At 57.5% G+C, this 25,994-nt stretch carries 22 protein-coding genes and 1 tRNA gene; 8 read left to right on the forward strand and 15 right to left on the reverse strand.

Annotated elements, in window-relative coordinates; translation table 11 throughout:
• Nucleotide 1 precedes the first annotated feature (1 nt).
• The 5 genes from IGS16_RS02360 to IGS16_RS02380 form a co-directional block, all read right to left on the reverse strand.
• Entirely contained in the window at nt 2-586 is a 585-nt protein-coding gene (locus IGS16_RS02360) for a Uma2 family endonuclease (RefSeq protein WP_297083010.1), read from the reverse strand.
• Nucleotides 583-1,209: a Uma2 family endonuclease gene (locus IGS16_RS02365; protein ID WP_297083012.1), complete on the reverse strand. Its 627-nt coding sequence runs from the start codon at nt 1,207-1,209 to the stop codon at nt 583-585. The genes IGS16_RS02360 and IGS16_RS02365 overlap by 4 nt, the downstream gene beginning before the upstream one ends.
• Nucleotides 1,210-1,217: 8 nt before the next feature.
• Complete coding sequence (locus IGS16_RS02370) at nt 1,218-1,679, reverse strand: hypothetical protein (protein WP_297083014.1); 462 nt, start codon at nt 1,677-1,679, stop codon at nt 1,218-1,220.
• Nucleotides 1,666-2,010, reverse strand: coding sequence for a hypothetical protein (locus tag IGS16_RS02375; protein ID WP_297083016.1), 345 nt, complete (start codon nt 2,008-2,010; stop codon nt 1,666-1,668). Before IGS16_RS02375 ends, IGS16_RS02370 begins: the two co-directional genes overlap by 14 nt.
• Before the next feature lie 305 nt (nt 2,011-2,315).
• Nucleotides 2,316-2,388: transfer RNA gene (locus tag IGS16_RS02380), tRNA-Val, on the reverse strand.
• A 118-nt stretch (nt 2,389-2,506) separates the two neighbouring features.
• On the opposite strand from IGS16_RS02380, the gene IGS16_RS02385 reads away from it, so the two are divergent.
• Nucleotides 2,507-3,094 carry a metal-binding protein gene (locus IGS16_RS02385; protein ID WP_297083018.1) on the forward strand — a complete coding sequence of 196 codons (588 nt, stop codon included), beginning with the start codon at nt 2,507-2,509 and terminating at the stop codon, nt 3,092-3,094.
• 2 nt (nt 3,095-3,096) lie between these two features.
• Here IGS16_RS02385 and IGS16_RS02390 read toward each other — a convergent pair whose 3' ends face one another.
• The 7 genes from IGS16_RS02390 to IGS16_RS02420 form a co-directional block, all read right to left on the reverse strand.
• Nucleotides 3,097-4,266, reverse strand: a complete 1,170-nt coding sequence (locus IGS16_RS02390) for an MSMEG_0565 family glycosyltransferase (protein WP_297083019.1) — start codon at nt 4,264-4,266, stop codon at nt 3,097-3,099.
• Nucleotides 4,263-5,231, reverse strand: coding sequence for a sll0787 family AIR synthase-like protein (locus IGS16_RS02395; protein ID WP_297083022.1), 969 nt, complete (start codon nt 5,229-5,231; stop codon nt 4,263-4,265). Before IGS16_RS02395 ends, IGS16_RS02390 begins: the two co-directional genes overlap by 4 nt.
• Before the next feature lie 4 nt (nt 5,232-5,235).
• Nucleotides 5,236-5,763, reverse strand: coding sequence for an MSMEG_0567/Sll0786 family nitrogen starvation N-acetyltransferase (locus IGS16_RS02400; protein WP_297083024.1), 528 nt, complete (start codon nt 5,761-5,763; stop codon nt 5,236-5,238).
• A gap of 89 nt (nt 5,764-5,852) precedes the next feature.
• Complete coding sequence (locus IGS16_RS02405; protein WP_297083025.1) at nt 5,853-6,938, reverse strand: MSMEG_0568 family radical SAM protein; 1,086 nt, start codon at nt 6,936-6,938, stop codon at nt 5,853-5,855.
• Nucleotides 6,883-7,941 (reverse strand): Nit6803 family nitrilase, encoded by a 1,059-nt coding sequence (locus IGS16_RS02410; RefSeq protein WP_297083027.1) that lies wholly within the window; start codon nt 7,939-7,941, stop codon nt 6,883-6,885. The genes IGS16_RS02405 and IGS16_RS02410 overlap by 56 nt, the downstream gene beginning before the upstream one ends.
• 446 nt (nt 7,942-8,387) lie before the next feature.
• Entirely contained in the window at nt 8,388-8,870 is a 483-nt protein-coding gene (locus IGS16_RS02415; protein ID WP_297083029.1) for an MSMEG_0572/Sll0783 family nitrogen starvation response protein, read from the reverse strand.
• A 408-nt stretch (nt 8,871-9,278) separates the two neighbouring features.
• On the reverse strand, nt 9,279-10,583 hold the full coding sequence (locus IGS16_RS02420) for an MSMEG_0569 family flavin-dependent oxidoreductase (RefSeq protein ID WP_297083030.1): 1,305 nt from the start codon (nt 10,581-10,583) through the stop codon (nt 9,279-9,281).
• A 507-nt stretch (nt 10,584-11,090) separates the two neighbouring features.
• Here IGS16_RS02420 and pruA point away from each other — a divergent pair.
• Nucleotides 11,091-14,087, forward strand: coding sequence for an L-glutamate gamma-semialdehyde dehydrogenase (gene pruA / locus IGS16_RS02425; protein ID WP_297083032.1), 2,997 nt, complete (start codon nt 11,091-11,093; stop codon nt 14,085-14,087).
• Between the two features lie 124 nt (nt 14,088-14,211).
• Nucleotides 14,212-14,847 (forward strand): Uma2 family endonuclease, encoded by a 636-nt coding sequence (locus tag IGS16_RS02430; protein WP_297083033.1) that lies wholly within the window; start codon nt 14,212-14,214, stop codon nt 14,845-14,847.
• Between the two features lie 142 nt (nt 14,848-14,989).
• On the opposite strand, the gene IGS16_RS02435 is transcribed toward IGS16_RS02430, so the two are convergent.
• Nucleotides 14,990-15,853, reverse strand: a complete 864-nt coding sequence (locus IGS16_RS02435; protein WP_297083035.1) for a transglutaminase family protein — start codon at nt 15,851-15,853, stop codon at nt 14,990-14,992.
• Nucleotides 15,854-16,134: 281 nt separating this feature from the next.
• Here IGS16_RS02435 and IGS16_RS02440 point away from each other — a divergent pair, with 281 nt between their 5' ends.
• On the forward strand, nt 16,135-17,481 hold the full coding sequence (locus IGS16_RS02440) for a GTP-binding protein (RefSeq protein ID WP_297083037.1): 1,347 nt from the start codon (nt 16,135-16,137) through the stop codon (nt 17,479-17,481).
• An 89-nt stretch (nt 17,482-17,570) separates the two neighbouring features.
• On the opposite strand, the gene psbC is transcribed toward IGS16_RS02440, so the two are convergent.
• Together psbC and psbD are read right to left on the reverse strand one after the other, a co-directional pair.
• Nucleotides 17,571-18,956: a photosystem II reaction center protein CP43 gene (gene psbC, locus IGS16_RS02445; RefSeq protein WP_297083040.1), complete on the reverse strand. Its 1,386-nt coding sequence runs from the start codon at nt 18,954-18,956 to the stop codon at nt 17,571-17,573.
• Complete coding sequence (gene psbD, locus IGS16_RS02450) at nt 18,940-19,998, reverse strand: photosystem II D2 protein (photosystem q(a) protein) (protein WP_068508400.1); 1,059 nt, start codon at nt 19,996-19,998, stop codon at nt 18,940-18,942. The genes psbC and psbD overlap by 17 nt, the downstream gene beginning before the upstream one ends.
• 555 nt (nt 19,999-20,553) lie before the next feature.
• Between psbD and IGS16_RS02455 the strand changes: the two genes are divergently transcribed.
• From IGS16_RS02455 to IGS16_RS02470, 4 genes are read left to right on the forward strand one after another with little or no spacing between them, the layout of a single operon-like run.
• Nucleotides 20,554-21,120, forward strand: a complete 567-nt coding sequence (locus tag IGS16_RS02455) for a photosystem I assembly protein Ycf4 (protein WP_297083042.1) — start codon at nt 20,554-20,556, stop codon at nt 21,118-21,120.
• A 27-nt stretch (nt 21,121-21,147) separates the two neighbouring features.
• Entirely contained in the window at nt 21,148-21,912 is a 765-nt protein-coding gene (locus tag IGS16_RS02460; protein WP_297083043.1) for a peptidylprolyl isomerase, read from the forward strand.
• Nucleotides 21,913-21,958: 46 nt separating this feature from the next.
• A complete protein-coding gene (locus tag IGS16_RS02465; protein ID WP_297083045.1) occupies nt 21,959-23,545 on the forward strand; it encodes an NAD(P)/FAD-dependent oxidoreductase in 1,587 nt (528 codons plus the stop codon).
• A 59-nt stretch (nt 23,546-23,604) separates the two neighbouring features.
• Nucleotides 23,605-25,665 (forward strand): ABC transporter ATP-binding protein, encoded by a 2,061-nt coding sequence (locus tag IGS16_RS02470; RefSeq protein ID WP_297083048.1) that lies wholly within the window; start codon nt 23,605-23,607, stop codon nt 25,663-25,665.
• The last annotated feature ends 329 nt before the right edge of the window (nt 25,666-25,994 follow it).

The raw sequence follows: 25,994 nt of genomic DNA on the forward strand, positions 1-25,994 counted from the left end.
GCTACTCCGCTCCAAACAGTTGAACCGGGGCGATCGCCAGCGTACCGAGGGCAGGCGAGATGATCGGGGTGTTGCCCCGATAGACCGCAAACACCTCATACTCATCACCCTCTAGCAGCAGCACCGTCACGGTCTTGTCTTCCGGGTCGATCAGCCAATATTCAGGAATGCCGCGATCCGCATATTGCGACCGCTTGCGTTCAAAATCGCGATTGCGGTTGCCAGAGCTGATCACTTCGGCGACCAGGCGCGGCGGCGGCATGTCGATCGTGACGGTTAAGCGGCGCTGCATCAGCTCTAAATGTTCGGGTCGCAATACCGCTAAGTCGGGATAGCGGCTGGCTGGGTCGCCTGGCTCCAAAACCGACACCTGAATCTGAAGCGTGTGGATCGTGACGAGTGCCAGGGGCGCGATACCGCTAGTCGCCAGATTGAGCAGTAGCAACCGGGCGATGAAGTCGTTTTCTGGCGATTCTGGCGGCAACTCAATTGGCTCCCCATTGACCAACGTGTAGCGCCCTTCCAGCCCGTCGCTGTAGGCGAGATACTCTGCAAAGCTCGAAAATCTTGGTTTCGCTTGCGTCATGGCGATTCTCCTGATCCATTGGGATAGGCAGCCGCGAACACCTGATCCGCCGTTAGCTCTAGCGTTGGGAAGACCGCAGACACTAGGCGATCGCACGCCCGAAAAGTTGCGACCTCATATTCCTCATCCACCATGCTGTAGATGCTGATGGTTGGGGCTTTGGGCAAGCCAATATAGCGCCCAGCGCCCAAGGCTTCATAATCCACAATCCAGTATTCCTGGATGCCTTTCGCCTCATACTCTCGCAGCTTGTCGGTATAGTCTTCACGCGCCGAACTGGGGCTAACGATCTCGACAACCAACCGGGCGGCATTTTCCAGCAGCGCCACCTCATTGAGATAGGGGGCGATCGCCCGCAACGACACCACCATCACGTCAGGCAACCGGGCGGAGTTTTCTTCTGTCCGTTGCCTGCCTTCGCGAATCGCGCGATCGCCATTTTGCAAGCGGGCGCATTCGGCGTTGAAAATCCCTACCAGAAAATCCGCAATGAAGATGTGGGCCCAGGTCGGTGGGGTCAATTTCGCTAGTCTCCCTCGCACCAATTCATAGCGCTCGTCAGACTGAGCGCAAAATTCTCGATATTCCGCAATCGTTAGGGTCTTGTTTTGGGTCTGCGTCATGGCTCTCCCTACTTGCCTACAAGTGCGATCGCCCTGGACTGCCGTTCATCGGTCTGGCGATCGCGGCGCTGCTGTGACTGAACCAACATCCTGAAGTTGAACGGATACAGGTAGACCTGGCTAGGCCCCAGGCGATCGCCCTGAAGTTCAAACCTATCCAGGTGTTGACAGAACTCGCCAGCCAACAGGTCTTGCAACCATGCCCGCGAGGAAGGTGGTGCTGACCCTAGCAGCCACTTGCCCGTTAGCCAGAGCCGGATCAGTTGCCCCTGAGATGCCCAGCCCAGAAATGCCTGATAGAGGCACTGCTCAAATTCCGGTACACCCCAGGCGGTTTCGCCATTCTCTAGAAGCTCAAGGGTGGCGATCGCCAGGTCTGGATACTCTGAGTGTGTGTCACCAAAGAACACATCCTCAGCAGAGAAGCGCCGCGCATAGGCGACTTGAGCTAAAAACTCAGCTTTGTTCATCTGGATCGACCTCCCCACCAAAGCCAAAGTCTACGGTTTTGATTGCCCACCGGGATGGGTTTCGCAGTTGGTCAGGTGCTTTTCTGCATCCCAACGCCTCAGAGTTGAGGGCACCATACAGCGCTGTCGTGACGGTTTCGGTGTCTCGCAAGGTTCTGATCTGGCTGGGGTGATAGCCCGTGTGCTGCTGAATGATTGAGCAAGCCAGCGCGATCTGATCATTGCTGCAACCATACTCACGCAGGAACACAAAAAGGTTCCTCGCAGCCCGGTCATAGGCGGCGTTGAGGTCTTCGGCTTGCAGGGATGTGACGTACTGCTCAATCAACATTAGAGCTTGCTGATGGTAGCGGGGCGGTGAAGGGCTTCCCCGCTGGGGGTTAATTCGATTCTAGATGTTTGTGATGATGATGATTTTTAGATCAAAACGGAGTGCAACAAGCGACTTGTCCTGTTACACCCTTGTTACGGGTCTTGTTACACCCCAGAACCCTTAAATCTCAAGGCTTTTGGGTAAATCTGTAACAACGTAACAACGTAACAAGGAAAATTTCTAACTCAGAGCTTAAAACTTCCCCAACCCTCAGTAGTGGGTAATATTTGGGGAAATTTTCTACTCTATATTCCTGAAACCTATGGGCGGTACTGGACTCGAACCAGTGACATCCTGCTTGTAAGGCAGGCGCTCTACCAACTGAGCTAACCGCCCGACGAAAGCGCTGCAATGCAGCATTGCTTCATCAACTATGAGAATCAATTATAGCAGAATTGGCAACACCTGCTAGGATTCATAACAGTATTTCTGTTCTGAAACTCTGGCAAACACCATGCCGTCGGGCCGCACCCACGATCGCATTACCCTCTGGACGCTGCCTGTAGTGGGCGGGCTGGCGCTGGGACTGACGCGCAGCAGCAGCCTGACACTGATTTTGTGTGCGGGTTTTTTGGTGGGCGGGCTGCTGTTTGGGCCCGATTTGGATATTCACTCGGTGCACTTCAAGCGGTGGGGCTGGTTTCGGTGGATTTGGATTCCCTATCGGGGCAGTCTGAAGCATCGATCGCCCCTCTCGCACGCGCCCATCACGGGAACTGTTGTGCGGATTTTGTACCTGCTGGCATGGGTGGGGTTTGCCAGTTTTTTCGGACTGGCGCTGCTGAATCAAATCTGGCAGATGGGCTGGACATGGGGCGATATTGGTGGTGTGATGGGGCGATCGCTCCAAAAACATGCCTGGGCCTGGCTGGCGTTTTGCGGCGGGCTGGAGTTGGGGGCGCTGAGCCACTACGCCGCCGACTATTTCGTTTCTAGCAGCAAGCGGTTCAAGACGCAGGGCTGGCGGGCGTTTTTGCCCAAGACATCGAAATCCAGAAAAGCGCGACGACGCACGACTCCATCTCGAAAGCGGCGCTCCTGAAACTATGACGCTACACAGAGAAGCTTGCGATAAGCCGCCACATGCAGGTGGGCAGATCGCTCCCAGGTATAGTGCTGGAGAATGGGCTGACTGGCCTGGACGAGGCGCTGGGCAACGGCGGGTTGGCTGAGTTCTAGCATCCCCTGGGCGATCGCCCCCGCATCCTCTGGGTCAACCAGCACCGCCTGTCCAGCGGTGAGAAATTCGGTAAAGGGCGGACGGTTGGACGTGAGGACGGGCAGCCCAGCGGCGATCGCCTCCAGCACGACTAAACCCCAGCCTTCTTTGGTGGAAGGAAACACAAACGCATCGGCGCTGCGATAGAGGGCGGGTAGGTCTGCATCTGAAACCACACCGGGCAAGACGAGCGATCGCCCGATTTCGATTTCCAACGCCTGCACCCACGCAAAGAACTCATCTCGATAGGACTGATAGTCAAACAGCGTCGCACCGCCCGCAATCACGAGTTGCGCCTGGGGCTGATCAGATAAAACCTGCGCGAAGGCATGGAGTAAGGTAATCGAATTCTTGCGGGGTTCGATGCCGCCGACAGTTAGGTAAATCGGGGAGCCGTGTAGCCCAAAGGTGTGTTTAATCTCGGTTTTACGAATCGTGGAAATGGGAGAAAAGCGATCGCCCTTCACGCCATTGATCACGCGATCGGGAATAATCTGGTACTGCTGCCGAACTTCATTCTGCCAGTATTGACTCACACACAGGCACAGATCCGGCTGATAGATGGATCGATCCTGGCATTCCCGCAGGTATGGACTGTTGTATGCCTCGACATGGTGAATGGTTCGCACAACGGACGAGATTTTGCCTTGATCTCGCAGCAAAATCAGCGCATTTGCTGTCATGCAATCTTGTGCATGATAAATCTCGCAATGATGATCCTGAAGATGCTCATCATCCAAGAAATTCACAACTTCTTGAATGCGCTGACGAATCAGATTATCCACATCTCCCTGCACAGGTAGAGATGGAATTCGATAATGCAAACAGGATAGATCTCGATCAAATCCCTGTCCATCCTTATCCAGCGCATACACACAAACAAAATACCCCTGCTGATGCAACGCCTCCGCTAGCTCTAGCGTGTGGATGACGCTGCCTCTGGGCTTGGTGGAATAGGTGAAGAGGGCAATGCGTAGCGGACGATCTAGACTCATGGCGCAGGCGAAAATCCGGTGAGGGGCTGCTGGGCAAAATCCCAGAATGCGACGGATTCTCCTTGAGAATGCAGAACGAGTTGAGTCGTGGGCTGGATTTCGCCAATGATTTGACACGTTAGATGGCGATCGCCAAACTGTCGCTGCACGGTTTCGACTTGCTCCGGCCGCACGCTGAGTAAGAAACCGTAGCTGGGAAAGCAGGTCAGCCACCAGGCCAGCGCAATCTTACAGGGCGGCACAATCGCATCCAAATCAATCACTGCACCACAGCCGGAGGTTTCCAGCAGCATCAGCGCAGTGCCGATCACGCCGCCGTTGCTAATGTCTTTGGCGGTGTCGCAGAGGCCCGCTTCGGCAAGCTGGGGCAGCAGTTCTAGGTCGGCGCGGAGGCGGGCAGGGTCGGCATCGGTGCTGGCGTTCCAGAAGGGATAGCGGGGATGGGCCCTGCCGCGCTGATCCACGACCATTAGCAGGCGATCGCCCGGCGTTGCCGAAAAGCTGGTCAGCAGCCGCTTAGCCCGTCCTAAAATCGCCACACTCAGCGCCTCATAAACGCTGTGGCAGTTGGTGTGTCCGCCGACGATGGGAATCTGATACGCGGCAGCGGCGGCTTTCATGCCGTCGATCAGCGGCTGACTGCGTTCGACAGACTGGCTCCAGAGCGTGTCCACCACGGCGATCGGGCGACCGCCCATTGAGTACACATCGCTAACGTTCACCATGACCGCAGACCAGCCCGCAAACCAGGGGTCATTTTCCACAAAAAACGGCATCATGCCCTCCGCCGCCAGCAGCAGGTAGCCGTCGCCATCGGGAATCGCGGCGCAGTCGTCACCCAGGAGAATATCGGACGCATCCAGACGAAACGAATGGGCGATCGCCTGGATGTCTTGCTTGTGCAAAATACCCAGCGATGCTCGAAGTTTTTTGATCAGCGTTTGAAACTGTCCTGCCTCGCTCACGCGCCTAGCTCGCCCGCTCGTACTGCACCGTGCTGTAGAGATTGTAGGGCATTGCAGGCCGCACCTCGGTTCCCGCTGGGTAATGGTGCAAATCAGCCTCCATGAGATGGTGGGGGCGATCGCACAGGGTCAGTTCCTCCAGGGTTTGCCAGTGCAGCCGCTGAAAGAAGCGCACGTTTTGCAGTTGCACCGTCGCCAAAAACCGATGGCAGCCCCAGGTGTTGGCGGTGGTGACTGCTTTGTAAATCAGCCCTTTGCCAATCTGCCAGCCGCGCCGATGGTCGGGGTGTGTGCCCAGCCGTCCGCCATACCACAGCCCCGGTTCGGGTTCGTAGATGCGGACAATACCGACGACTCGATCCGTTGCATTTTCAATTGCAATGATGGGATAGGCGATGTCGTCAATGCTGTCCACATCACTATCTTGAAACAAGCCCTGCTCTGTGCAAAAGATCATGCGGCGCAGGTTAAAATATTCGTTCAATTCATAGGGCGATCGCGCCAGTTCAAAATGGTATCGATTACTGTCCATAATGCGTTCCTGATAGCTTTGATTTTGGATTTTAGATTTTGGATTTTGGGTGTTCGTTTGATGTGTGAATTCTGTTTACTCGAAGGTGGTTACTCGAAGGTAGACAGCGCTGAGCAAGCGCCACACTTTCCACATCCGGCTTTCATGTCGCGGGAAGACAGTCCGGCTTGCCGCAGCAATGCCCCGACCTGCTGATAGACCGCCATCATGAATTCGCTGCTGGGTGCAGGATGTTGAGCCAGCGGCGTTCCCGTGATCGGCACAAACGGCACAACAAACGGGTATACGCCAAGCTGGATGAGGCGATCGCACCCCTGCACCAACGCTTCTACTGTGTCGCCCAGTCCCGCCAGCAGGTAGGTGCTAACCTGCCCGCGCCCAAATACTTTCACCGCCGCTTCAAACGCCCGGAAGTAATAGTCCACGGGCACGTCTGCTTTTCCGGGCATGATGCGGGCGCGAACCTCCGGCGTAATTGCCTCCAGGTGCATTCCCAGGCTGTCTACGCCCGCCGCGTGCAGCTTGGCAAACCAGGCAAAGTCGTCTGGCGGTTCGCACTGGGCTTGAATGGGTAAGTCAACTCGCTGTTTGACGGCCCGCGCACACTCCGCCAGGTATGCCGCCCCGCGATCGCCCGTGTTGGGTGTACCAGTGGTCATCACCATATGCTTCACGCCATCCAGTCGCACCGCTGCTTCCGCCACTTCGGCAAGCTGGGCGGGCGTTTTGCGGGCGATGGTGCGGCCAGCTTCTAGCGACTTCTCAATGGCGCAAAACTGGCAAACGGTGGAGTCGTCTCGATAGCGGCGGCAGGTTTGCAGCACCGTCGTCGCCAGCACGTCGTGACTGTGCAGCAGGGCAATTTTCCAGTAGGGAATGCCGTCGGCGGTGGATAGCCCATAAAACTTGGGCTGTTGGGGAAAGTGCAGCGGGGCGATCGCCTCGTCATCCACGCGCAGCAGGGGCAAGTCGGCGGGGTCGTCCAGGGACACCGAGAAGGGCGATCGCGCCGCCGTGTCCGTAAACACAGGCACCATTACGGTCGTGCCGTCCACGGTCACCGCTTTGTGATCCGACGGGCCCGCGCCGCCCCTGCGCCCCGATGCCCCCACGCGGTCTTCAACCAGCTTCAGACCCTGAGACTGAAGCGCCGTAATCAACTGCTGTTTGTTCATGAATCCTATGGTTCGTCGTGAAAGAGCCAGCCTCAGCAGACAGCGGATCGGGCAGCGCCGATGCCGCGCCGTGATTGTCCTGCATCACCGACCAAGCGCTGGCGTTGAGATGGAGTTGCAGCAGGTCGGGGCGAGCATAATGGCCCACCGAGTCCATCATTCGCTTGCGCTTGGTAATCAGGGAGAAATCCAGATCGGCGATCGCCATGCCTTCGCCTTCAGTAACTGGTGGGCACAGCGGTACGCCTTCGGGACTGATAATTGCTGTATGGCAGCCGCCCGTCAGCACCTTTTGCAGCTTTTCGTCAGGCGTGATTTGGACGATTTGCTCCGGCGACAGCCAGCCCGTTGCGTTCACCACAAAGCAGCCCGCCTCCAGCGCATGGTGGCGAATCGTTACCTCCATCTGGTCGGCAAAGATCTGCCCCACCATCGAGCCGGGAAACTGGGCACAGTGGATCTGCTCGTGCTGCGCCATCAGGGCATACCGCGCCAGGGGATTGTAATGCTCCCAGCAGGCCAGCGCCCCTAGGCGACCTACCGCTGTTTCCAGCACCGTCAGCCCTGCGCCGTCGCCCTGGCCCCACACCATCCGCTCGTGATAGGTCGGCGTAATTTTGCGGCGCTTCAGCAGCAAGGTTCCGTCTGCATCAAACATTAACTGCGTGTTGTAAAGCGAACCGCCGTCGCGCTCGTTTACCCCCAGCACCACCACCATGCTGTAGGAGCGGGCGGCCCGGCTGACGGCATCGGTCACAGGGCCGGGCACCTCCACTGCTTCTTCGTACAGCCGCATGTGTTCCTTGCCCATCAGTACGGGCGGCTGCACAAAGGAAAAGTAGGGATAATACGGAACGAAGGTTTCAGGAAACACGACCAGTTGGGCCCCCGCCTGAGCGGCCTGGGCGATCGCCTGCAATACCTTCTCTGTCGTGCCTTCCCGACTGAATAAAACCGGACTGATTTGAACCGCTGCTGCTCGAACCGTACGGGAATATTCCATCACTGTTTCCCTCGTTTAATTGCTGCAAGAAGGCAGGAGCGCTGCAAAACACTCAATCAGCGCCACGAAACGTCCCAGGTAAAAACCTGGCGCAACCAGGCAGTGCCCTGCGCCGCTTCTAAAACCAATCGGCAAGCCCCGCTCCGGGCTGTGTGGGTGCAAACTTCAGATTCTAGGCAAAGAATCGCCCGCAAGAAAGAGCAGTCGGGCGATCGCCCCCCTCACACATCCACAGCAGGAAGCTGCCGGAAGATGAAACGCCGCCTTGAGGGCGATCGCCCCAAAGCAGCCAATCTGGTTCCCGCTTGCCCCCCTTTGAGAAGAGGGAACCAGAAAGCTTGAAGAAGCCTGCGGAAGTTAGTAGGTCAGGCGTTAGAGAGTAGGGCGACCTTAAGTTACCCAATCCGACCTGGCCCCTAACCTCTAATCCTGAATCTTCCCGAATCCTATAGCGTCCAGGTGTCCAGAATGAACGCGCCGTCCTTGCGGTGCAGCAGGATTAGATCCAGCACGTCGAGCGGGCTAATGGGGCGAATGCCGGGAATCAGCGACGGCTCGCCATGTCCATAGAGCGCTTGGAGAGCAAAGCGGCAGGCGTAGACTTTGCCGCCCTCGGCCATGAACTTGCTGAGCTGGTTGTTGAAATTCTGATGACCGGGAAAGGCTTCATCGCCAATCTTGGGAAAGCCGCGCTGCACGCCCAGCGTTACGCCCGGCCCATAGAGCAGCACAGAGGTTTCAAACCCTTTCCGCAGAAGCCGCAGTGCTTGCAGCAGGTTCACCAAACCGATCGAGCCTTCAAAGGCGACCGTGTGGAACGTGACCAGTGCTTTTTCCCCTGGATCAGCTTTGACATCGGGAAACACTTTTTCTTCAAAATCAACAAAATAGTCGCCTGGCTGATGGGCAGGGGTAGTAACTTCGGGCATACGATCCTCCTTGAAAACAGTGAAAAGCTGGCTATGGCTGTATGACGCAATCCGAGATAGGTATGAGAGGTAATCTTTAGATGCTCATGAAAGGCTAGGACGCAGTTGAGCAGGCTGTCGAACCTCAGAAAAATCGTGAAGCATCTATACTCGCCTGATACAGGAACCCATTGGCGATCGCCCGCTGTTAAGCTATTTACTCGAAACTTTGCTAGTAACCGGGCGCTTGACTTGCCACGTTACGGGGTTTTGGCCAGATCAGTTTGTATCTCTTCATACCAAGCATCCAGGACTATCCATACAGGTAGTACGAAAAATTTTGTTGTCAGGCTTTATTCGCTTTTGCGACAGCACCTATCGATTTAGACAGGTGATCAGGGACGGGGAACTTCTGCCTGACCCCTAAACTCAGGAGCCGAACGCCGCCACGTTCATGTAGCTTGGCGGGCTGGCCTGCGTCATCTTGTAGCGAGAGAGAATCTGTTCTGCCAGATATTCGGCATCGCGGGCTATGCCGGAAAAACGACCCGACCCCCAGGTGTAGAGCCACGGCAGCCCCAGGAAATATAGCCCCCGCGCCCCCAAGACGATGCCCCGTTCGTGCCCCGGATAGCCCTTGCCGTCGAAGATGGGAATCTCGATCCAGCTAAAGTCGGAAAGATAGCCCGTACACCAGATGACGGACGTGATGTTTGCGGTTTTCAGATCGATGACCAGCGGCTCGTCGTTCGGTTCCCAGACGGGGCGAAAGGGTGGGTCAACGGGCGCGTCGATGCCGTTTTTCTCAATGTAGCCGTCGATGGTTTTCTTGATGCTTTCGGCGACTTCATCGGCGTGGTCGAGGTTTTGCTTCAGGTCGTCCCAAAAGGAAAGCTGGCAATTTTCCTGCGGAAACGCTTCGCGAGCGCCGATGTCCTTTAGCCGTCCGTGCAGTTTCATGCCCTCCAGCGCAAACTGGCGCAGGTCGATTTCGCGGCCGCCGTCGCGCCCGGTGACGTAGTGGTTTGCCTTGTGGCGCACGGCTTCTTTTTGCGGGTGCTGATCGACGGGCAGGTCGTAGTAGCCCATCTCGTGCAGCCAGTCCACCACGTCTTTGCCACGATAGCGACGGGGCGATCGCGGCGCACCGCCCACGCAAAGGTGGACTTTTCGCCCTGCCAGGTGCAGGTCTTCGGCAATCTGGCAGCCAGACTGGCCCGTGCCCACCACCAGCACCGCGCCGTCGGGCAGTCGCTCTGGGTTGCGATATTGCGACGAGTGGAGTTGTTGGATGGAGGCGGGAAGGCGCTGGGCGATCGCCGGAATTTTGGGCTTATGGTAGCCGCCCGTGGCCACGACGACCTGATCGGCCGTGTAGTCGCCGCTGGTGGTGCTGAGGGAGAAGCGATCGCCCTCTTTTCGCAGGTGGCGTACCTCCACGCCTTCCAGCACCGGCGGATCAAACGCGGCGGCGTAGGCTTCGATGTATTGCACAATCTCGTCTTTGACCATAAAGCCATGTGGGTCGTCGCCCGCGTAGGGAAACCCCGGTAGCTGGCACTGCCAGTTGGGCGTGACTAGGCAGAACGAATCCCAGCGATATTCCCGCCAGGCGTGCCCGATTTTGTGCTTTTCAAACACCAGATGGGCGATGCTCCGCTGCTTCAGGCAGTAGCTCATGGACAATCCAGCCTGACCGCCCCCCACCACAATGACGGGATAGTGCTGTTCCAAAACGTACCTCCGGTTTGCCGAACCCTGTGATTTCAAGAACCTGCTGATCGTCAGGTTAGGAGGTTGCAAATAGGAAAAATTGTGTGCTGGGCTACGATGCACCCTGGTCTAACCATAAAGGCAGGCGGGGTAGAGGGAAGGGCGATCGCCCCCTAAATTTTCTCCGGTGCTTTTGAAGATTACCTAACAAAATCAATAGGCATTCCGGCTCTGTCAGCATTCGTCCTGCCCCAAAGTCGTTACCTTAATTTAAGGCCCTCCCCCGCTTTGATCCCCAGATCAGACAATAGAAAGATAGCCGTTTCTAAAGCCCCCGACAGAACCTTAAGTTCTTGATGTGTAGCTTTACCTAACTGCCCTCCCCCTAAATCCCTCTCCCAGAGCGAGAGAGGGGCTTCCGAGCCGTCCGGCTCCCCTTTTCCCCGCTTGGGAGAAGGGGCTGGGGGAGGAAGGGTCTCTTAAAGCTGTACGCCGCCTTCACACCAAACTTATTAGGAGTGTTTACCTGTGGTAAGCAATATTGCCCAAACCCAATACGAACCCAAGACCCAGGCGATCGCCCGCCAACTGCTCAGCGCCACGCGAGAAAACCGCTCCTTTTTTGCCCAGATGCGCGACCAGATGAACATGAGCGAAAAACTGCTGGGCTGGACGATGGGCAACCCAGGGCTGCGGGTGCAGTTGTTTCACTTCATCGACGCGCTGCCCGCCCTGCAAAGCAAACCCGAAATTGCCCGCCATCTCCAGGAGTATCTCAGCAAGGAAAATGTGGAACTGCCCGCCGCGCTGAAGGGAATGCTGAACTTTGCCAGCCCGGACTCGATGCCCGGCCAGGTGGCCGCGACAACCGTTTCTACCGCTGTCGAAACCCTCGCCCACAAGTACATTTCTGGCGAAACCATTAAACAGGTGATCAAAACCCTGGAGCAGCTTCGCAAAGAAAAAATGTGCTTTACCGTGGATTTGCTGGGCGAAGCGGTAATCACGGAGGTCGAAGCACAATCGTACCTCGATCGCTACCTGGAACTGATGGAAGAACTCACTGCCGCGTCGAAGTCGTGGCCCACGATTCCACAAATTGACGAAGCCGATGGCGAACCCTTGCCGAAGGTGCAGGTGTCGGTGAAGCTGACGGCGTTTTATTCGCAGTTTGACCCGCTGGACGCGAAGGGCAGCCAGGAGCAAGTGAGCGATCGCGCTCGCACCCTGCTGCGCCGCGCCAAGGAACTCGGAGCCGCCGTCCACTTCGACATGGAGCAATACGCCTACAAAGACCTGACGATTTCCATCCTCAAGCAAATCTTGATGGAAGAGGAGTTTCGCAGCCGCAGCGACATTGGCGTAACGCTCCAGGCATACCTGAAGGACACCGAAGCTGACCTGAAGGGGCTGATCGACTGGGCAAAAGAACGCGGCACACCGATCACCATTCGCCTGGTGAAAGGAGCCTACTGGGATCAGGAAACCATCAAAGCCGCCCAGCACCATTGGGATGTACCCGTATTTCAGCATAAGGAATCGACCGATGCCAACTTCGAGAAGCTGACGCGCCTGCTGCTGGAAAATCACGAGTATCTCTACGCCGCCATCGGGAGCCACAACGTGCGATCGCAGGCCCATGCAATGGCGATCGCCCAGGAACTCAACATCCCCCGCCGCCGCATCGAGTTTCAGGTGCTTTACGGCATGGGCGACAAGCTGGCCAAGGCAATGGTGAACCAGGGGCATCGCGTCCGGGTCTATTGTCCCTACGGCGACCTGATTCCTGGCATGGCGTACCTGATCCGCCGCCTGCTGGAGAACACCGCCAACACTTCCTTCCTGCGCCAAAACCTGGAGGAGCGTCCGGTGGAGGAACTGCTGGCAATCCCGCAGATGAAGGATGAGTGGGGTCAGAAAGCGCCTCAATCCGCCAGCCCGCCATCTCCCCATGCCTTTACCAATGCCCCCGACACGGATTTTTCGATTGCCGAAAAGCGCGATCGCGCTCTCGCTGCTATCCAAACCGTGCGTCAGCAGTTAGGGCAAACCTATCTGCCGCTGGTGAATGGGCAGCGAGTGAATACGCTGGAGGTGATCGAATCGGTGAACCCGTCGAACCCGTCGGAGGTGGTGGGCAAGGTGGGGCTGCTGAGCATTGAACAGGCGGATGGGGCGATCGCCGCTGCCAAAGCTGCCTTCCCTGCCTGGAAAAACACGCCTGCGACGGAACGCGCCGCCATTCTCCGCCGCGCTGCGGATCTGATGGAACAGCGCCGCGCCGAACTCTGCGCCTGGATGGTGCTGGAAACGGGCAAGGTGCTGGGCCAGGCAGATCCGGAAGTCTCAGAGGCGATCGACTTTTGCCGCTACTATGCCGACGAGATGGAACGGCTGGACGCAGGCGTAAACTTCGACGTAGTGGGCGAAACCAACCGCTACCACTACCAACCGCGCGGCATTTCGCTGATCATTTCGCCGTGGAACTTCCCACTGGCCATTCCCACCGGCATGACGGTTGCCTCCCTCGTCGCGGGCAACTGCACGTTGCTGAAGCCTGCGGAAACCTCATCCGTGATCGCCGCCAAGCTAGCGGAAATTTTGATTGAGGCAGGCGTTCCCGCTGGCGTGTTCCAATATGTTCCCAGCAAGGGATCAACCGTGGGCGCGCACATGGTCAAACATCCCGACGTTCACATGATCACGTTCACGGGTTCGCAAGAGGTCGGCTGTCGCATTTATGCCGATGCCGCGATTCTGCAACCGGGCCAGCGCCATCTCAAGCGCGTGGTGGCGGAGATGGGCGGCAAGAACGCTATCATCGTCGATGAAAGCGCCGATCTGGATCAAGCCGTGCAGGGCGTGGTCTACTCTGCGTTCGGCTATAGCGGTCAGAAGTGTTCCGCCTGCTCTCGCGTCATCGTGCTAGAACCTATCTACGATGCGTTCGTGAATCGACTGATTGAAGCGACTAAATCCTTGCACGTCGGCATCGCCGAATCGCCCGACACCAAGGTCGGCCCGGTGATCGACGCGCAGGCGCAAAACCGCATCAAAGCCTATATCGAAAAGGGCAAGGAGGAAGCCACGCTGGCGCTGGAAATGCCCGCACCCGACCACGGATATTTCGTCGGCCCGACGATCTTTACCAACGTGTCGCCCAACGCCAAGATCGCCCAGGAGGAGATCTTTGGCCCGGTGCTGGCGGTGATCAAGGCGACGACGTTTGATGAAGCGATGGACATTGCTAACGGCACGCTCTACGCGCTGACGGGCGGCATCTACTCGCGCACGCCCTCCCACCTCGATCGCGCCAAAGCCGAGTTTGAAGTGGGCAATCTGTATATCAATCGCCACATCACCGGGGCGATCGTGGCGCGGCAGCCCTTCGGCGGCTTTAAGCTCTCTGGCGTTGGCTCCAAGGCGGGCGGCCCAGACTACCTGCTGCAATTCCTGGAACCGCGCCACATCAGCGAGAACATCCAGCGGCAGGGCTTCGCTCCGATCGAAGGTGCAGAGCAGTAGGTTAAGGGTTGGGAGTCAGGGGTTAGGGGTTGGGCGATCGCCTAACCCTACCCAATCCGCAGATCTCCAGCAGGGCGGGCAGTGCTTGCCCTGCACTAAGCATTCTCACAAGCTGACAAGCGCTATGCAAACCAAATTGCTGACTAACACTTGGGTTTCCGCAAGCTGGGATGAATACCTAAATCTCATCCAAGATCCAGCTTTAGAGAAAGCAAAAGGATACTATTGCGACGGCAGGATGAGGGTTGAGATGACACCAATTGGAAATGACCATGCATGTGATCACACTGTTGTTATCGTCGCTGTAGGGCTGTTTTCAGCGCTTCGAAATATCACCCTCACTGGCAGAGACAACTGCACCTATCGCAAAACAGGATATAGCGAAGCGCAGCCCGATGTGTCCTATTACATCGGCGATGCTGCAAATGCGATTCCCTGGGGAACCACGATTATTGACCTCGGCCAATATCCCGCGCCAACCCTAGTGATTGAAATTGCCAACACGTCTCTAGCCGATGATAAGGGCGAGAAACGATTGCTCTACGAAGCGTTGGGCGTTGGCGAATACTGGGTGGTCGATGTTGCCAACGTGCAAATTCTGGCATTTGCGATCGCCGACGGCGGCAGCAAGCGCATCACCGAATCTCAAGTGCTTCCTGGTCTAAATTTATCCCTACTGGAAGACACCCTCCGCCGTACCCGCGAAACTCCCCAAAGCGAAGTCATCCGCTGGCTACTCACCCAGTTTCAGGACATGTAATGTTAAGAATGTAAAAATATCCTGGCTAATGCGAAGCCTGGCCTAAGGTGCGTGTCACCTTCTGGGCAGAAAAAGTAGGCTGGAGAAGACCCACCTCCATCTACCAGTTGCCAGACACAGATTCCAAACGATGCCTGCGGGCTTACGTCTGAGCCTCAATTTCCAACGTGGTGTGGAGTTCTGAGCTTGCGCCGATGCCGGTTTTCAGTGTGCCGCTAAGAGGGGCTGCATCTCGGTAGCTGGAGCTGGCCACCAGCGCAATGTAGCGATCGCCCACTGCGAGATTCTGCGTTGGGTCATAGCCGCGCCAGCCCGCGCCAGGGAGGTACACTTCTGCCCAGGCGTGCAGTTCGGGATCGTTGCCTGCGTCGGCTTCCTGATAGCCGCTAACGAACCGCGCCGCCAGCCCCACAGCCCGACACACTTCCGTAAATAGCACCGTCAGGTCGCGGCAAGACCCCGCCTCTTTGCCCCAGGTGACGCTCGGCGGAAATGGCTCGCCTGTCTCGCGAATGATGTGGCGACAGTTGGCATGAATTTGCTGGTTCAACTGCCAAAGGAAGGTAACGGGGTTTCCGTCTGTTTGCAGCCACAGGTCGTTGGCCAACTGGAGGGCGATCGGGTCAAGGGCGGGCAGTCCGGCCGTCGAGGTGGCTAGATAGGGCTGAAGCTGTCGATGTAGCGAAATGGGATAGTCGATGGGCAGGCGGCTGGCCCAGGGTTCTAGCAAAAAGTCAAAGGGATTGGTGCGAAAGGTTTCTACTTTTGAAATCGTTGCGAGCTGGAACTGCTCTAGCGGTTCATCGCCAAACGTCAGCTTGAGGACGCTGTTTCCCTCTAAATCTAAATTCTCAGCAATACGCTCTGGCGCTGGATCTACCGTCAGGGAGAAATCATGTAAGATTTGTGTGACATCGCTGCGGGGCCGCAGCCGGACCCAGTGCGGAGCAAGCGTCACGGGGCGATCGTATCGATAAGTTGTTGTGTGGCGAATCCAATAGCGCATGGCGGCGAGCGAGGAGTTAGGACTGGCGGAATGCTGTTATCGAAGCCTGGATGATTGGGACATTGCTGTGACTTTGATGACGCTTTGGCTGTGGGTTCGGCTGGATTTTTCCAGATTGGTCGGGGGGATACGGCAATTTCGCCTCCACTGCTCCCGATCTCCGATCGTTGCGATGGGCAGAATCGTCCAAAATATAACTGAAGAATTTCTTTTCTGCTGTGACTCAGTTTCCGCCTCGCGACTCATCTGCTGCGCCGCATGCTGGCTTGATTCCCTTGGGAATGCAAGATACACATTTTCAGCGGGCGCGGGCCAGCCTGCGGCAAGCCATCGGGCGCTATACCCAAAAGGCGCGATCGCCCCGACGAGGCGCAGGAGATGTGGAGCTTCAGGCCTCTCTCAAAACTGATTTGAACCAACTTTCAGCGGCGCTGGACAAGCTGAATTGCAGCCTGCTGAGGATTGCAGTGTTTGGTCTGGTGAGCCGTGGCAAGTCAGCGGTGATTAACGGACTCATCGGGCAAAAGCTATTGCCGACCGGGCCGATCAACGGCGTGACGCAGTATCCCCGATCGGTCTATTGGGCGCTGCCGGAGAGTGACCTGCGGGTGGAACTCATCGACACGCCTGGGCTGGATGAAGTGGGCGGACAGACGCGGGCTGAGATGGCGCGGGATGTCGCCAATCAAGCTGACCTGATTCTGTTTGTCATTGCAGGCGATATTACGCGCACCGAGTATCAGGCATTGGCAGAGTTGCAGGCAGCCCATAAGCCCATGCTGCTGGTGTTTAACAAGGCAGATTTGTATCCTGACCAGGATCGGGACGCAATTTACCAGAAGTTGAAAATTCTGTTTGCAGAGGGGGGCGATCGCGGTCGGCCGTTTCTCATGCCGGAGGACGTGGTGCGCGTGTCGGCGGAGCCTGCGCCCGTGCAAGTGCGCGTGGAGTGGCCCGACGGCAGCGTGACGCACGAATGGGAATCGCCGCCGCCACAGATGGAGGAACTGCGGACGCTGCTGGTGGACATTATCCAAAAGGAAGGCAAGTCGCTGCTGGCGCTGAATGCGCTGCGGCAGGCACGAGAAACGGAACAGGGCATCGCCCGCAAAGCCCTGAAGCTGAATCAAGAGCAAGCCGAGGAACTGATCTGGAAGTTTGCCAAGTGGAAGGCGATCGCCGTTGGCGTGAACCCGATTGCCATTCTCGACTTGGCGGGCGGCGCAATCACCGATCTGGTGATGATTCGCAACCTGGCAAAGCTCTATGGCTTGCCCATGACCAGCTTTGAGGCGGGCAAACTGCTCCAGGCGATTTTGTGGAGTTCGGGCAGTTTGCTGCTGGGTGAAGTGGGCAGCGGCTTGCTCCTGGGAGCGGGAAAGAGTGCATCAGCGGTGGGCGCGATGTTCGACAGCGTCGGGGGTCTAATGGCCTATGGCAGCGCGGCGGTGGCTCAGGGGGCGATCGCCGGATACGGCTCCTACCGCGTCGGCAAGGCCGCCCAAGCTTACCTAGAGCGCGGCTGCACCTGGGGCCCAGACGGGCCAAACACAGTGATTCAGGACATCCTCAGCCAGGTAGACGAAGACACAATTCTGTACCGACTCCAGCGGGAATTGGGCGGCTAACAGAAAACCCAAGAACAAAGAAAGCGCCCCCCGCAATCGCAGAGGGCACCTTCAAAGTCAGCAATTACCTACCAACATCGAGCATCAGATTAGTCAAGATCCGGCATCGCTAGCACTGGCTCCGACTCACGGTCAATGCCCTTCTCAAAGCCGGCCGCAGCAGCACGGGCACGACCCGCATGCCACAGGTGACCAACCAGGAAGAAGAACGCCAGCACAAAGTGAGACGTTGCCAGCCAAGCGCGAGGCGACACAAAGTTCACCGAGTTGATTTCAGTCGCCACACCACCCACAGAGTTCAGAGAGCCCAGGGGCGCATGGGTCATATACTCAGCCGCACGGCGAGCTTGCCAGGGCTGAATATCATTCTTGATTTTGTCCAGATCTAGACCATTGGGGCCACGCAGCGGCTCCAGCCAAGGGCCTTGGAAGTCCCAGAAGCGCATGGTTTCACCACCAAAGATGATTTCACCCGTCGGAGAGCGCATCAGATACTTACCCAGACCCGTGGGGCCCTGAGCAGAACCCACGTTTGCACCCAGGCGCTGGTCACGGATTAGGAAGGTGAGAGCTTGAGCCTGCGACGCTTCGGGGCCGGTGGGACCGAAGAACTCGCTAGGATAGACCGTGTTGTTGTACCAAACCATCGTGGAAGCCACAAAGCCCATCAGCGACAGAGCGCCCAGGCTATAGGACAGGTAAGCTTCGCCCGACCAAATAAAGGCGCGGCGCACCCAGCCGAACGGCTTGGTCAGGATGTGCCACACACCACCTGCGATGCAGATGAAGCCTACCCAGATGTGGCCACCGATTACGTCTTCCATGTTGTTGACGCTGACGATCCAGCCTTCGCCGCCAAAGGGAGACTTCAGAAGGTAGCCAAAAATCGTCACTGGGTTCAGCGTCGGGTTGGTGATAACGCGAACGTCACCACCACCCGGTGCCCAGGTGTCATACACACCGCCGAAGAACATAGCCTTAAACACCAGCAGGAAGGCACCCAGACCCAGCAGGATTAGGTGATACCCAATGATGTTGGTCATCTGGTTCTTGTCTTTCCAGTCGTAGCCAAAGAAGGAAGAGTATTCTTCCAGCGTTTCGGGGCCACGAACGGCATGGTAAATCCCGCCCAGACCCAGAACAGCAGAGGAAATCAGGTGCAGCACACCCACCACAAAGTAGGGGAAGGTATCCAGCACTTCACCGCCAGGGCCCACGCCCCAACCCAGCGTTGCCAGGTGAGGCAGCAGAATTAGCCCTTGCTCATACATGGGCTTTTCGGGCACGAAGTGAGCCACTTCAAACAGGGTCATCGCGCCTGCCCAGAAGACAATCAAACCAGCGTGAGCAACATGAGCGCCCAGCAGCTTTCCAGAAAGGTTAATCAGACGAGCGTTACCGGCCCACCAGGCAAACCCAGAGGATTCCTGGTCGCGGTTTCCGGCAACCATTGAGTTACTAGAGAGCGTTACCACGGGGCAGTACCTCTTCAGGGAATACAAATTGTTCGTGAGGCTGGTCTTGCGGAGCCATCCAAGCGCGGATGCCCTCGTTCAGCAGAATGTTCTTGGTGTAGAACGTCTCAAACTCCGGGTCTTCCGCCGCGCGAATCTCCTGCGACACAAAGTCGTAAGCCCGCAGGTTCAGCGCCAACCCCGCAATCCCAATGCTCGCCATCCACAGACCCGTCACCGGCACAAACAGCATGAAAAAGTGCAGCCAGCGCTTGTTGGAAAACGCAATCCCGAAAATCTGGGACCAGAAGCGGTTGGCCGTCACCATCGAGTAGGTCTCTTCTGACTGCGTCGGGTTGAAGGCGCGGAAGGTGTTCGCTTTGTCACCGTCTTCGTACAGGGTGTTCTCCACCGTCGCACCATGAATGGCGCACAGCAGCGCACCCCCCAGGATGCCTGCTACTCCCATCATATGGAACGGGTTGAGGGTAAAGTTGTGGAACCCTTGCACGAATAGGATGAATCGGAAGATGGCAGCAACCCCAAAGCTGGGGGCAAAAAACCAGCCCGATTGTCCTAGCGGGTACAGCAGAAACACGCTGACAAACACGGCAATCGGACCGGAAAATGCCAGGGCGTTGTAGGGACGGATGCCCACCAGACGGGCAATCTCAAACTGTCGCAGCATGAAGCCGATCAGTCCAAAAGCCCCGTGCAGGGCGACAAACGTCCACAAGCCGCCGAGTTGACACCAGCGGGTGAAGTTCCACTGGGCTTCGGGACCCCACAAAAACAGCAGGCTGTGTCCCAGGCTGTTGGGCGGGGTGGATACGGCGGCGGTCAAAAAGTTGCAGCCCTCTAGGTAGGAACTGGCGATGCCGTGGGTGTACCAGGAGGTGACGAAGGTGGTGCCGGTCAGCCAGCCGCCCAGCGCCAGGTAGGCGCAGGGGAATAGCAGAATGCCTGACCACCCTACAAAGACAAATCGGTCGCGCTTTAGCCAGTCGTCGAGAACGTCAAACCATCCTCGCTGGGCTTGCGCTCTTCCCATTGCTATGGTCATTTCATAACCTCTTAATATGGCGCAAAATCCAATCCTCTCACGGTGCGACCCTGTTTGACCAGAATCGGCAGCCCGATTGAAGTGGTGTGACTCAGCTTGGCTTTGGGGAAACAGAACCCAAGCAGGTAGTTATACCTAGTCCTTGATTCGCCAAGCCAGTTTAGATTTGTCTATATGATAAGTACATACGAAAATTTTTACAATCCGACACGTACCTCTCATTTCAGATTGTGCATCCTTGGCTGAACCCGAAATGGCTTAATTTCTCTGGATGTTGGGTTTCGGAGAAGCTCCAAGAACGCTGTAAAAACCTGAGAGAGACTGGAAGGAAATTAAGCAGGTCGTAAACTGAGCTAGTGCTGAACCTGAGCTTTGAGAGTTATTCGCTGGATTTAGACAAGGCTAGTGCGAATGTTGTTGAGGAGAGGCCTGTTCCGGCTGAGGGGCCAGATGTGCAGCATAATCGAGATTGAGGTGCTTTGCTTCTCAGCCAGATATCCAGTAGATATCAAAATCAATCTGAAAACATTAAAAACAACCTGGGAAATTTAGAGTATGACCGCATCCAGTGTGTCCACCGAGAGCCGCGTGCTGCGGAAGACGGTTGTGGGGTCTCGCCGCCTGAGCAACTATTGGTGGGCGACGGTAATTTTGGGCGGAGGACTGGGCTTCTTGCTGTCCAGCATTTCCAGCTATTTGAAAGTGAATCTGCTGCCGTTTTCTGATCCGACGCAGCTCGTCTTCATTCCGCAGGGATTGGTGATGGGATTTTATGGCGTGGCGGCACTGCTGCTGGCGACCTATCTGTGGCTGGTGATTTTGTGGGACGTAGGCGGTGGCTACAACGAATTCAACCGGGACACGGGGATGCTGACAATTTTCCGATGGGGCTTTCCGGGTAAAAACCGCAAGATTGAGGTCACCCATAGGCTAGAGGACGTGCAGGCGATTCGAGTGCAGATTAAAGAGGGACTCAACCCGAAGCGATCGCTCTATTTGCGGATTAAGGGTAGAGGCGACATTCCCCTGACGCGGGTGGGGCAGCCAATGGCGCTGGCAGAGTTGGAAACTGAAGGTGCTGAACTGGCGCGGTTTCTGGGTGTGCCGCTGGAAGGGCTATAGCAAGTTTAGTGAGCTAGGAGACGCGCAATGAGACAGAAAATGGGGCGGTGGTTCGCCCTGATTGGACTGGTTGGCCTGATGCTAATTGGAGGCTGTTCGGGGGCAAATACGGACAGCGCCAATTCTGGTACTGTATCTAGCGACTCGGCGATCGCCCAGTCACCCGTCCTCACGCCCGCTCCCAGCCCATCTACGCCCTACGCAAACCTGGCACGACTGGACGGCGAAGCGACCGTCGAAATTCGGGTCAAGGGGTCGCCCATTGAAATCCAGGTGAATGGCCAGGACGCGCCGATTACCGCCGGAAATTTCGTCGATTTGGTGAATCGCGGGGTCTATGACGGGCTGATGTTTCATCGGGTGGTGCGTGAGCCGGAACCATTTGTGGTGCAGGGCGGCGACCCCCAGAGCAAGGATGCCAGCGTGCCCTTGGGGATGCTGGGGACGGGCAGCTTTATTGACCCTGCCACCTCTAGCCCGCGCTACATTCCGCTAGAAATCAAGCCGGAGGGTGCGGCAGAACCCGTTTATGGAAAAACGCTGGAACCTGGAACTTCCCCGGTCTTGAAACACATGCGGGGAGCTGTGGCGATGGCGCGATCGCAGTTTCCGGACTCGGCTTCGTCGCAGTTTTATTTCACCCTGGCGGATCTGGGCTTTTTGGATGGGCAGTATGCTGTGTTTGGCTATGTAACCCGCGGGATGGACGTGGTGGACGAAATTCAGCAGGGCGATCGCATCGAGACGGCCCGCGTTACCGCAGGGCTAGAAAACCTGAAAACGGGTGGCTAAGGGCACACGGTTTTTTCCCTGCGAACTTTAATTCTGTGAGCAACCGATGGGACTTGCCGAAACCCTCCTGTCTGCCTTGCCTGATAATCCGCTAGCGGGGCTGCGCCGAGCCGATGCCCTGTGGCAAGCCTATCGAGAGGGTCAGATTCCCTGTCCCACTGTCATAACTGAATCCTCAGAGCCACTGGGCGAAACCGAGTGGGACGTGGTGATTTGCGGCGGCACGCTGGGGCTGCTGATGGGCTGTGCGCTCGTACGGCGGGGCTGGCGGGTGGCGCTGCTGGAGCGGGGAATTTTGCAGGGGCGCGACCAGGAGTGGAATATTTCGCGGCGAGAGCTGGCGGTGCTGGTCAACCGGCATCTGCTGAGTCCGGCAGAACTGGAGGGGGCGATCGCCAGTGAATATAACCCTGCCCGCATTGCCTTTCACGGCGGCACTGAACTCTGGGTGCGAGATGTGCTGAATGTGGGCGTGAGTCCCCGACAGTTGCTTGAAACGCTGAAAGCAAAATTCCTGGCAGCGGGCGGGGAGTTGTTCGAGCAAACCGGGTTTGAGGCGGCGACGGTTCATCCGGATGGCGTGGCAGTGCAGGCAGGCGATGGGTTCAAAACGCGCCTGCTGCTAGACGCGATGGGGCACTTTTCGCCCATTAGTCAGCAGGCGAGAGGCGGGCAGAAGCCGGATGCGGTCTGCATGGTGGTGGGCACCTGCGCCCAGGGCTTTCCGCATAACCAAACGGGCGACCTGTTTGCTTCGATTACGCCGATTGAAAATCAGTGCCAGTATTTTTGGGAGGCCTTTCCCGCCCGCGATGGCAGAACGACGTATCTCTTTACCTATCTGGATGCACACCCCAGCCGCCCCAGCCTGGAGCAGTTGTTTGACGAGTATTTTCGGCTATTGCCACAGTATCAGGGGGTGGCGCTGGAGGCGCTAAACATTGGGCGATCGCTCTATGGCTTTTTTCCCTGCTATCGCCAGAGTCCGCTCCAGCCCAAGTGGAGCCGGATTTTGCCCATCGGCGACAGCAGCGGCGGCCAATCTCCCCTCAGCTTTGGCGGCTTTGGAGCGATGTTGCGCCACCTGCCCCGTCTGACAGACGGCATTCACCAGGCCTTGGCAACCGACCAACTCCACCGCTCCGCCCTAGCACTGCTGCAACCCTACCAGCCCAACATCTCCGTGACTTGGCTGTTCCAACGCGCCATGAGCGTTGGGGTCAACCAGACCGTGCCCCCCGATCAGATTAACCAGCTACTCTCGGCTGTCTTTGCCGATATGGCAGCCCTGGGCGACCCCGTGCTGAAGCCTTTTTTGCAAGACGTGGTGCAGTTTCCCGCGCTGGCCCAAGCCATGCTGCGAACCTCGGTGGTGCATCCCCGTGTGGTGCTGCAAATTATCCCGCAGGTGGGGCTGGGCACTCTTGCGGGCTGGCTCTGGCATTATGCCAACCTAGGGCTATACGCGGGCCTAAACCAAATCGGGCAGTTGCAAAAGCGTTTTGGAGGCATATCGCGCTGGCCCTGGAGCAAGTCGCTGCCGCCCCCCTGGAGCTATCGCATCTCACGCTGGCTAGATGCCTGGAAGTATGGGTCGGGAGGGGATTATGAGCGGGAAGATCAGGGAGAATAGGCAGCCCCCAGAACGTCGCTCTCCCTTCTATGCTCCCATTCCCATCCCCCCACCCTCCCATGCCCCCCTCTCGTTTCCTTTTCTACATCGCCCGCCAATACCCCGGCTGGATCGGGCTGACGGTGCTGCTAGGGCTGTTGGGCGGCGTGTTTAATGGCGTAAGTACGGCGCTGATTGCGCCCGTGCTGCTGAATTTTTTGGGACAGCCCGTGCCGCTGCGGGGGCTGCCGGAGGCGATTCAGCGGTTGCTGAGTCCGTTTGAAAATCTACCGGAAGGGCAGCGGCTGTGGGTGATGACGGTGGCAGTGGTGCTGCTAATCGGGCTGAAAAATCTGGCGGCCTATGGCAATGCACTGGTGGCGGGGGCGTTGAAGCGAGTGCTGGTGACGGATTGGCGCGAGGCGGGGCTGCGGCTGCTGCTGTCGGTGGATCTGAGTTTTTTTGCAGGCAGCAGTCTGGGCGACGTGATGAACCAACTCAACGTGGAGGTGAATCGCTCGGCGACGGCCGTGGCGACGGCGGTGCGCGGCCTGACTACGGGTATCACGATTCTGGTCTTTCTGGGGCTGCTGCTGGCGCTGTCGTGGCCGCTGACACTGGTGGCGGCGGGGCTGCTGGCGGGGGTGACGCTGGTAAATCAGATGAGCGTCGCGCGATCGCGCCAGTATGGAGAAGCCCTGTCGGAAGCCTCAAAGCATTACTCCATCGCTCTGCTGGACGTGCTGACCGGGATGCGGCTGGTGCGGGCATCGGCGACGGAAGACCAAGAATATGCCCGACTGCGGCGGCGGGTGCGCGATCGCGAACGGGCCGAGTATCAATCCTTGGCTAGCTCAGCGGCGATCGCCCCCCTCAGCGAAGTCGTCGGCGTGGTAGCGCTGATTTTAATCGTGTGGATTGGGCGCACGTTTTTGGCTACAGAAATGCAGACGCTTTCCACCGTGCTACTGACCTTTTTGCTGCTGCTGTTTCGGATGCTGCCGCTGCTAGGTCAGCTCAACACCGCCCGCAACCAATTCGCCAATGCCCTGCCCAGCATTCAGCAGACCCAGACCTTTTTGGATCGCCGCGACAAGCCGTTTATGCAAAATGGCACGATTCCCTTTACCGGACTGCGGCAGGGCATTCGGTTTCGGGATGTGTCTTTTAGCTATGCGGCGAGCGATCGTATTAGCATTGCACAGCCAGAACGCAACAGCATCGCAGAACCCGATCGCTTCGTGCTGGAACACATCTCGCTGGAACTGCCCAAGGGCACGACGCTGGCGCTGGTGGGCGCATCTGGCGCGGGCAAATCGACCCTGGCGGATCTGCTGCCCCGCTTTTATGACCCGACGCTGGGCACCGTGGAGCTAGACGGCATCGACCTGCGGCAGTTTGACCTGAAAACCGTGCGGCGGGCGATGGGCATCATCAGCCAGGACACAATTTTGTTTAATGCTTCGGTGCGCGACAACATTGCCTATGGCTGTCCCGATGCGACCGAAGCGCAGGTATGGCAGGCGGCAAAACTCGCCTATGCCGATGAGTTTATCCGGCAGTTGCCAGACGGCTTGGATACCCGGATTGGCGATCGCGGCGTGTTGCTCTCTGGGGGGCAGCGCCAGCGGCTGGCGATCGCCCGCGCCCTGCTGAAAAATCCCGAAATCCTCATCCTCGACGAAGCCACCAGCGCCCTCGACACCGTATCCGAACGGCTCGTGCAGGCGGCCATCGAAGCCCTTAGCCGCGATCGCACGACCCTGGTCATCGCCCATCGCCTCTCCACCGTGCAGCGGGCCGACCAAATCGCCGTCCTCGACCAGGGCCGCGTGGTGGAGTTGGGCACCCACGAAGACTTGCTGCGGCAAAACGGCTACTACGCCCGCCTCTGCGCCCTCCAGTTTGCCGACGAAATGGCCCCCAGTGCCAGCGCCGTACCCACCCAGCTAGCCCGCCGCTCCTACGAAATCCGCAATCGGCTCAACGCCATGATCGGCTCTCTGCGGCTGTTGGTCGATGGCATTGTGACAGACCCCGACGAGCAGATTGAACTCACCGAAGAAGCCTACTACTCCACGCTCAACGTGCTTCGTAGTCTGGAGGCGCTGGAACGCGGCTATGAAGGCAAGTCGGATTGAGCAATTTTCAGCAATTTTCAGAGGGATAGGACTTACGCAGTTGGACGATTTCTCGCGGGCTGCGTCCGTGAGAAATCGTCCAAAACCCAGAAACCTTATCGCAAGTGCGTAATTCCTGAAGGAATCTTTCAGAGAACCAGGGATTAGGTCTAAACACTGGCTAAATCTGGGCTTCCAGAGCTTTTGGGGCTTCCAGAGCTTTTGGGGCTTCCAGAGCTTCCAGGCTTCCCAGCCCGCCGTTTGGCTGCGCGTAGAATAGGACGAAAACTTTGCGGGTAGTGCCTTTTAGTAAAGGACGGAGGAAAAGCCAGCCTCTTCCCGCTCTGCTA

This window comes from Thermoleptolyngbya sp. C42_A2020_037, assembly GCF_015272455.1.
Lineage (GTDB): Bacteria > Cyanobacteriota > Cyanobacteriia > Elainellales > Elainellaceae > Thermoleptolyngbya.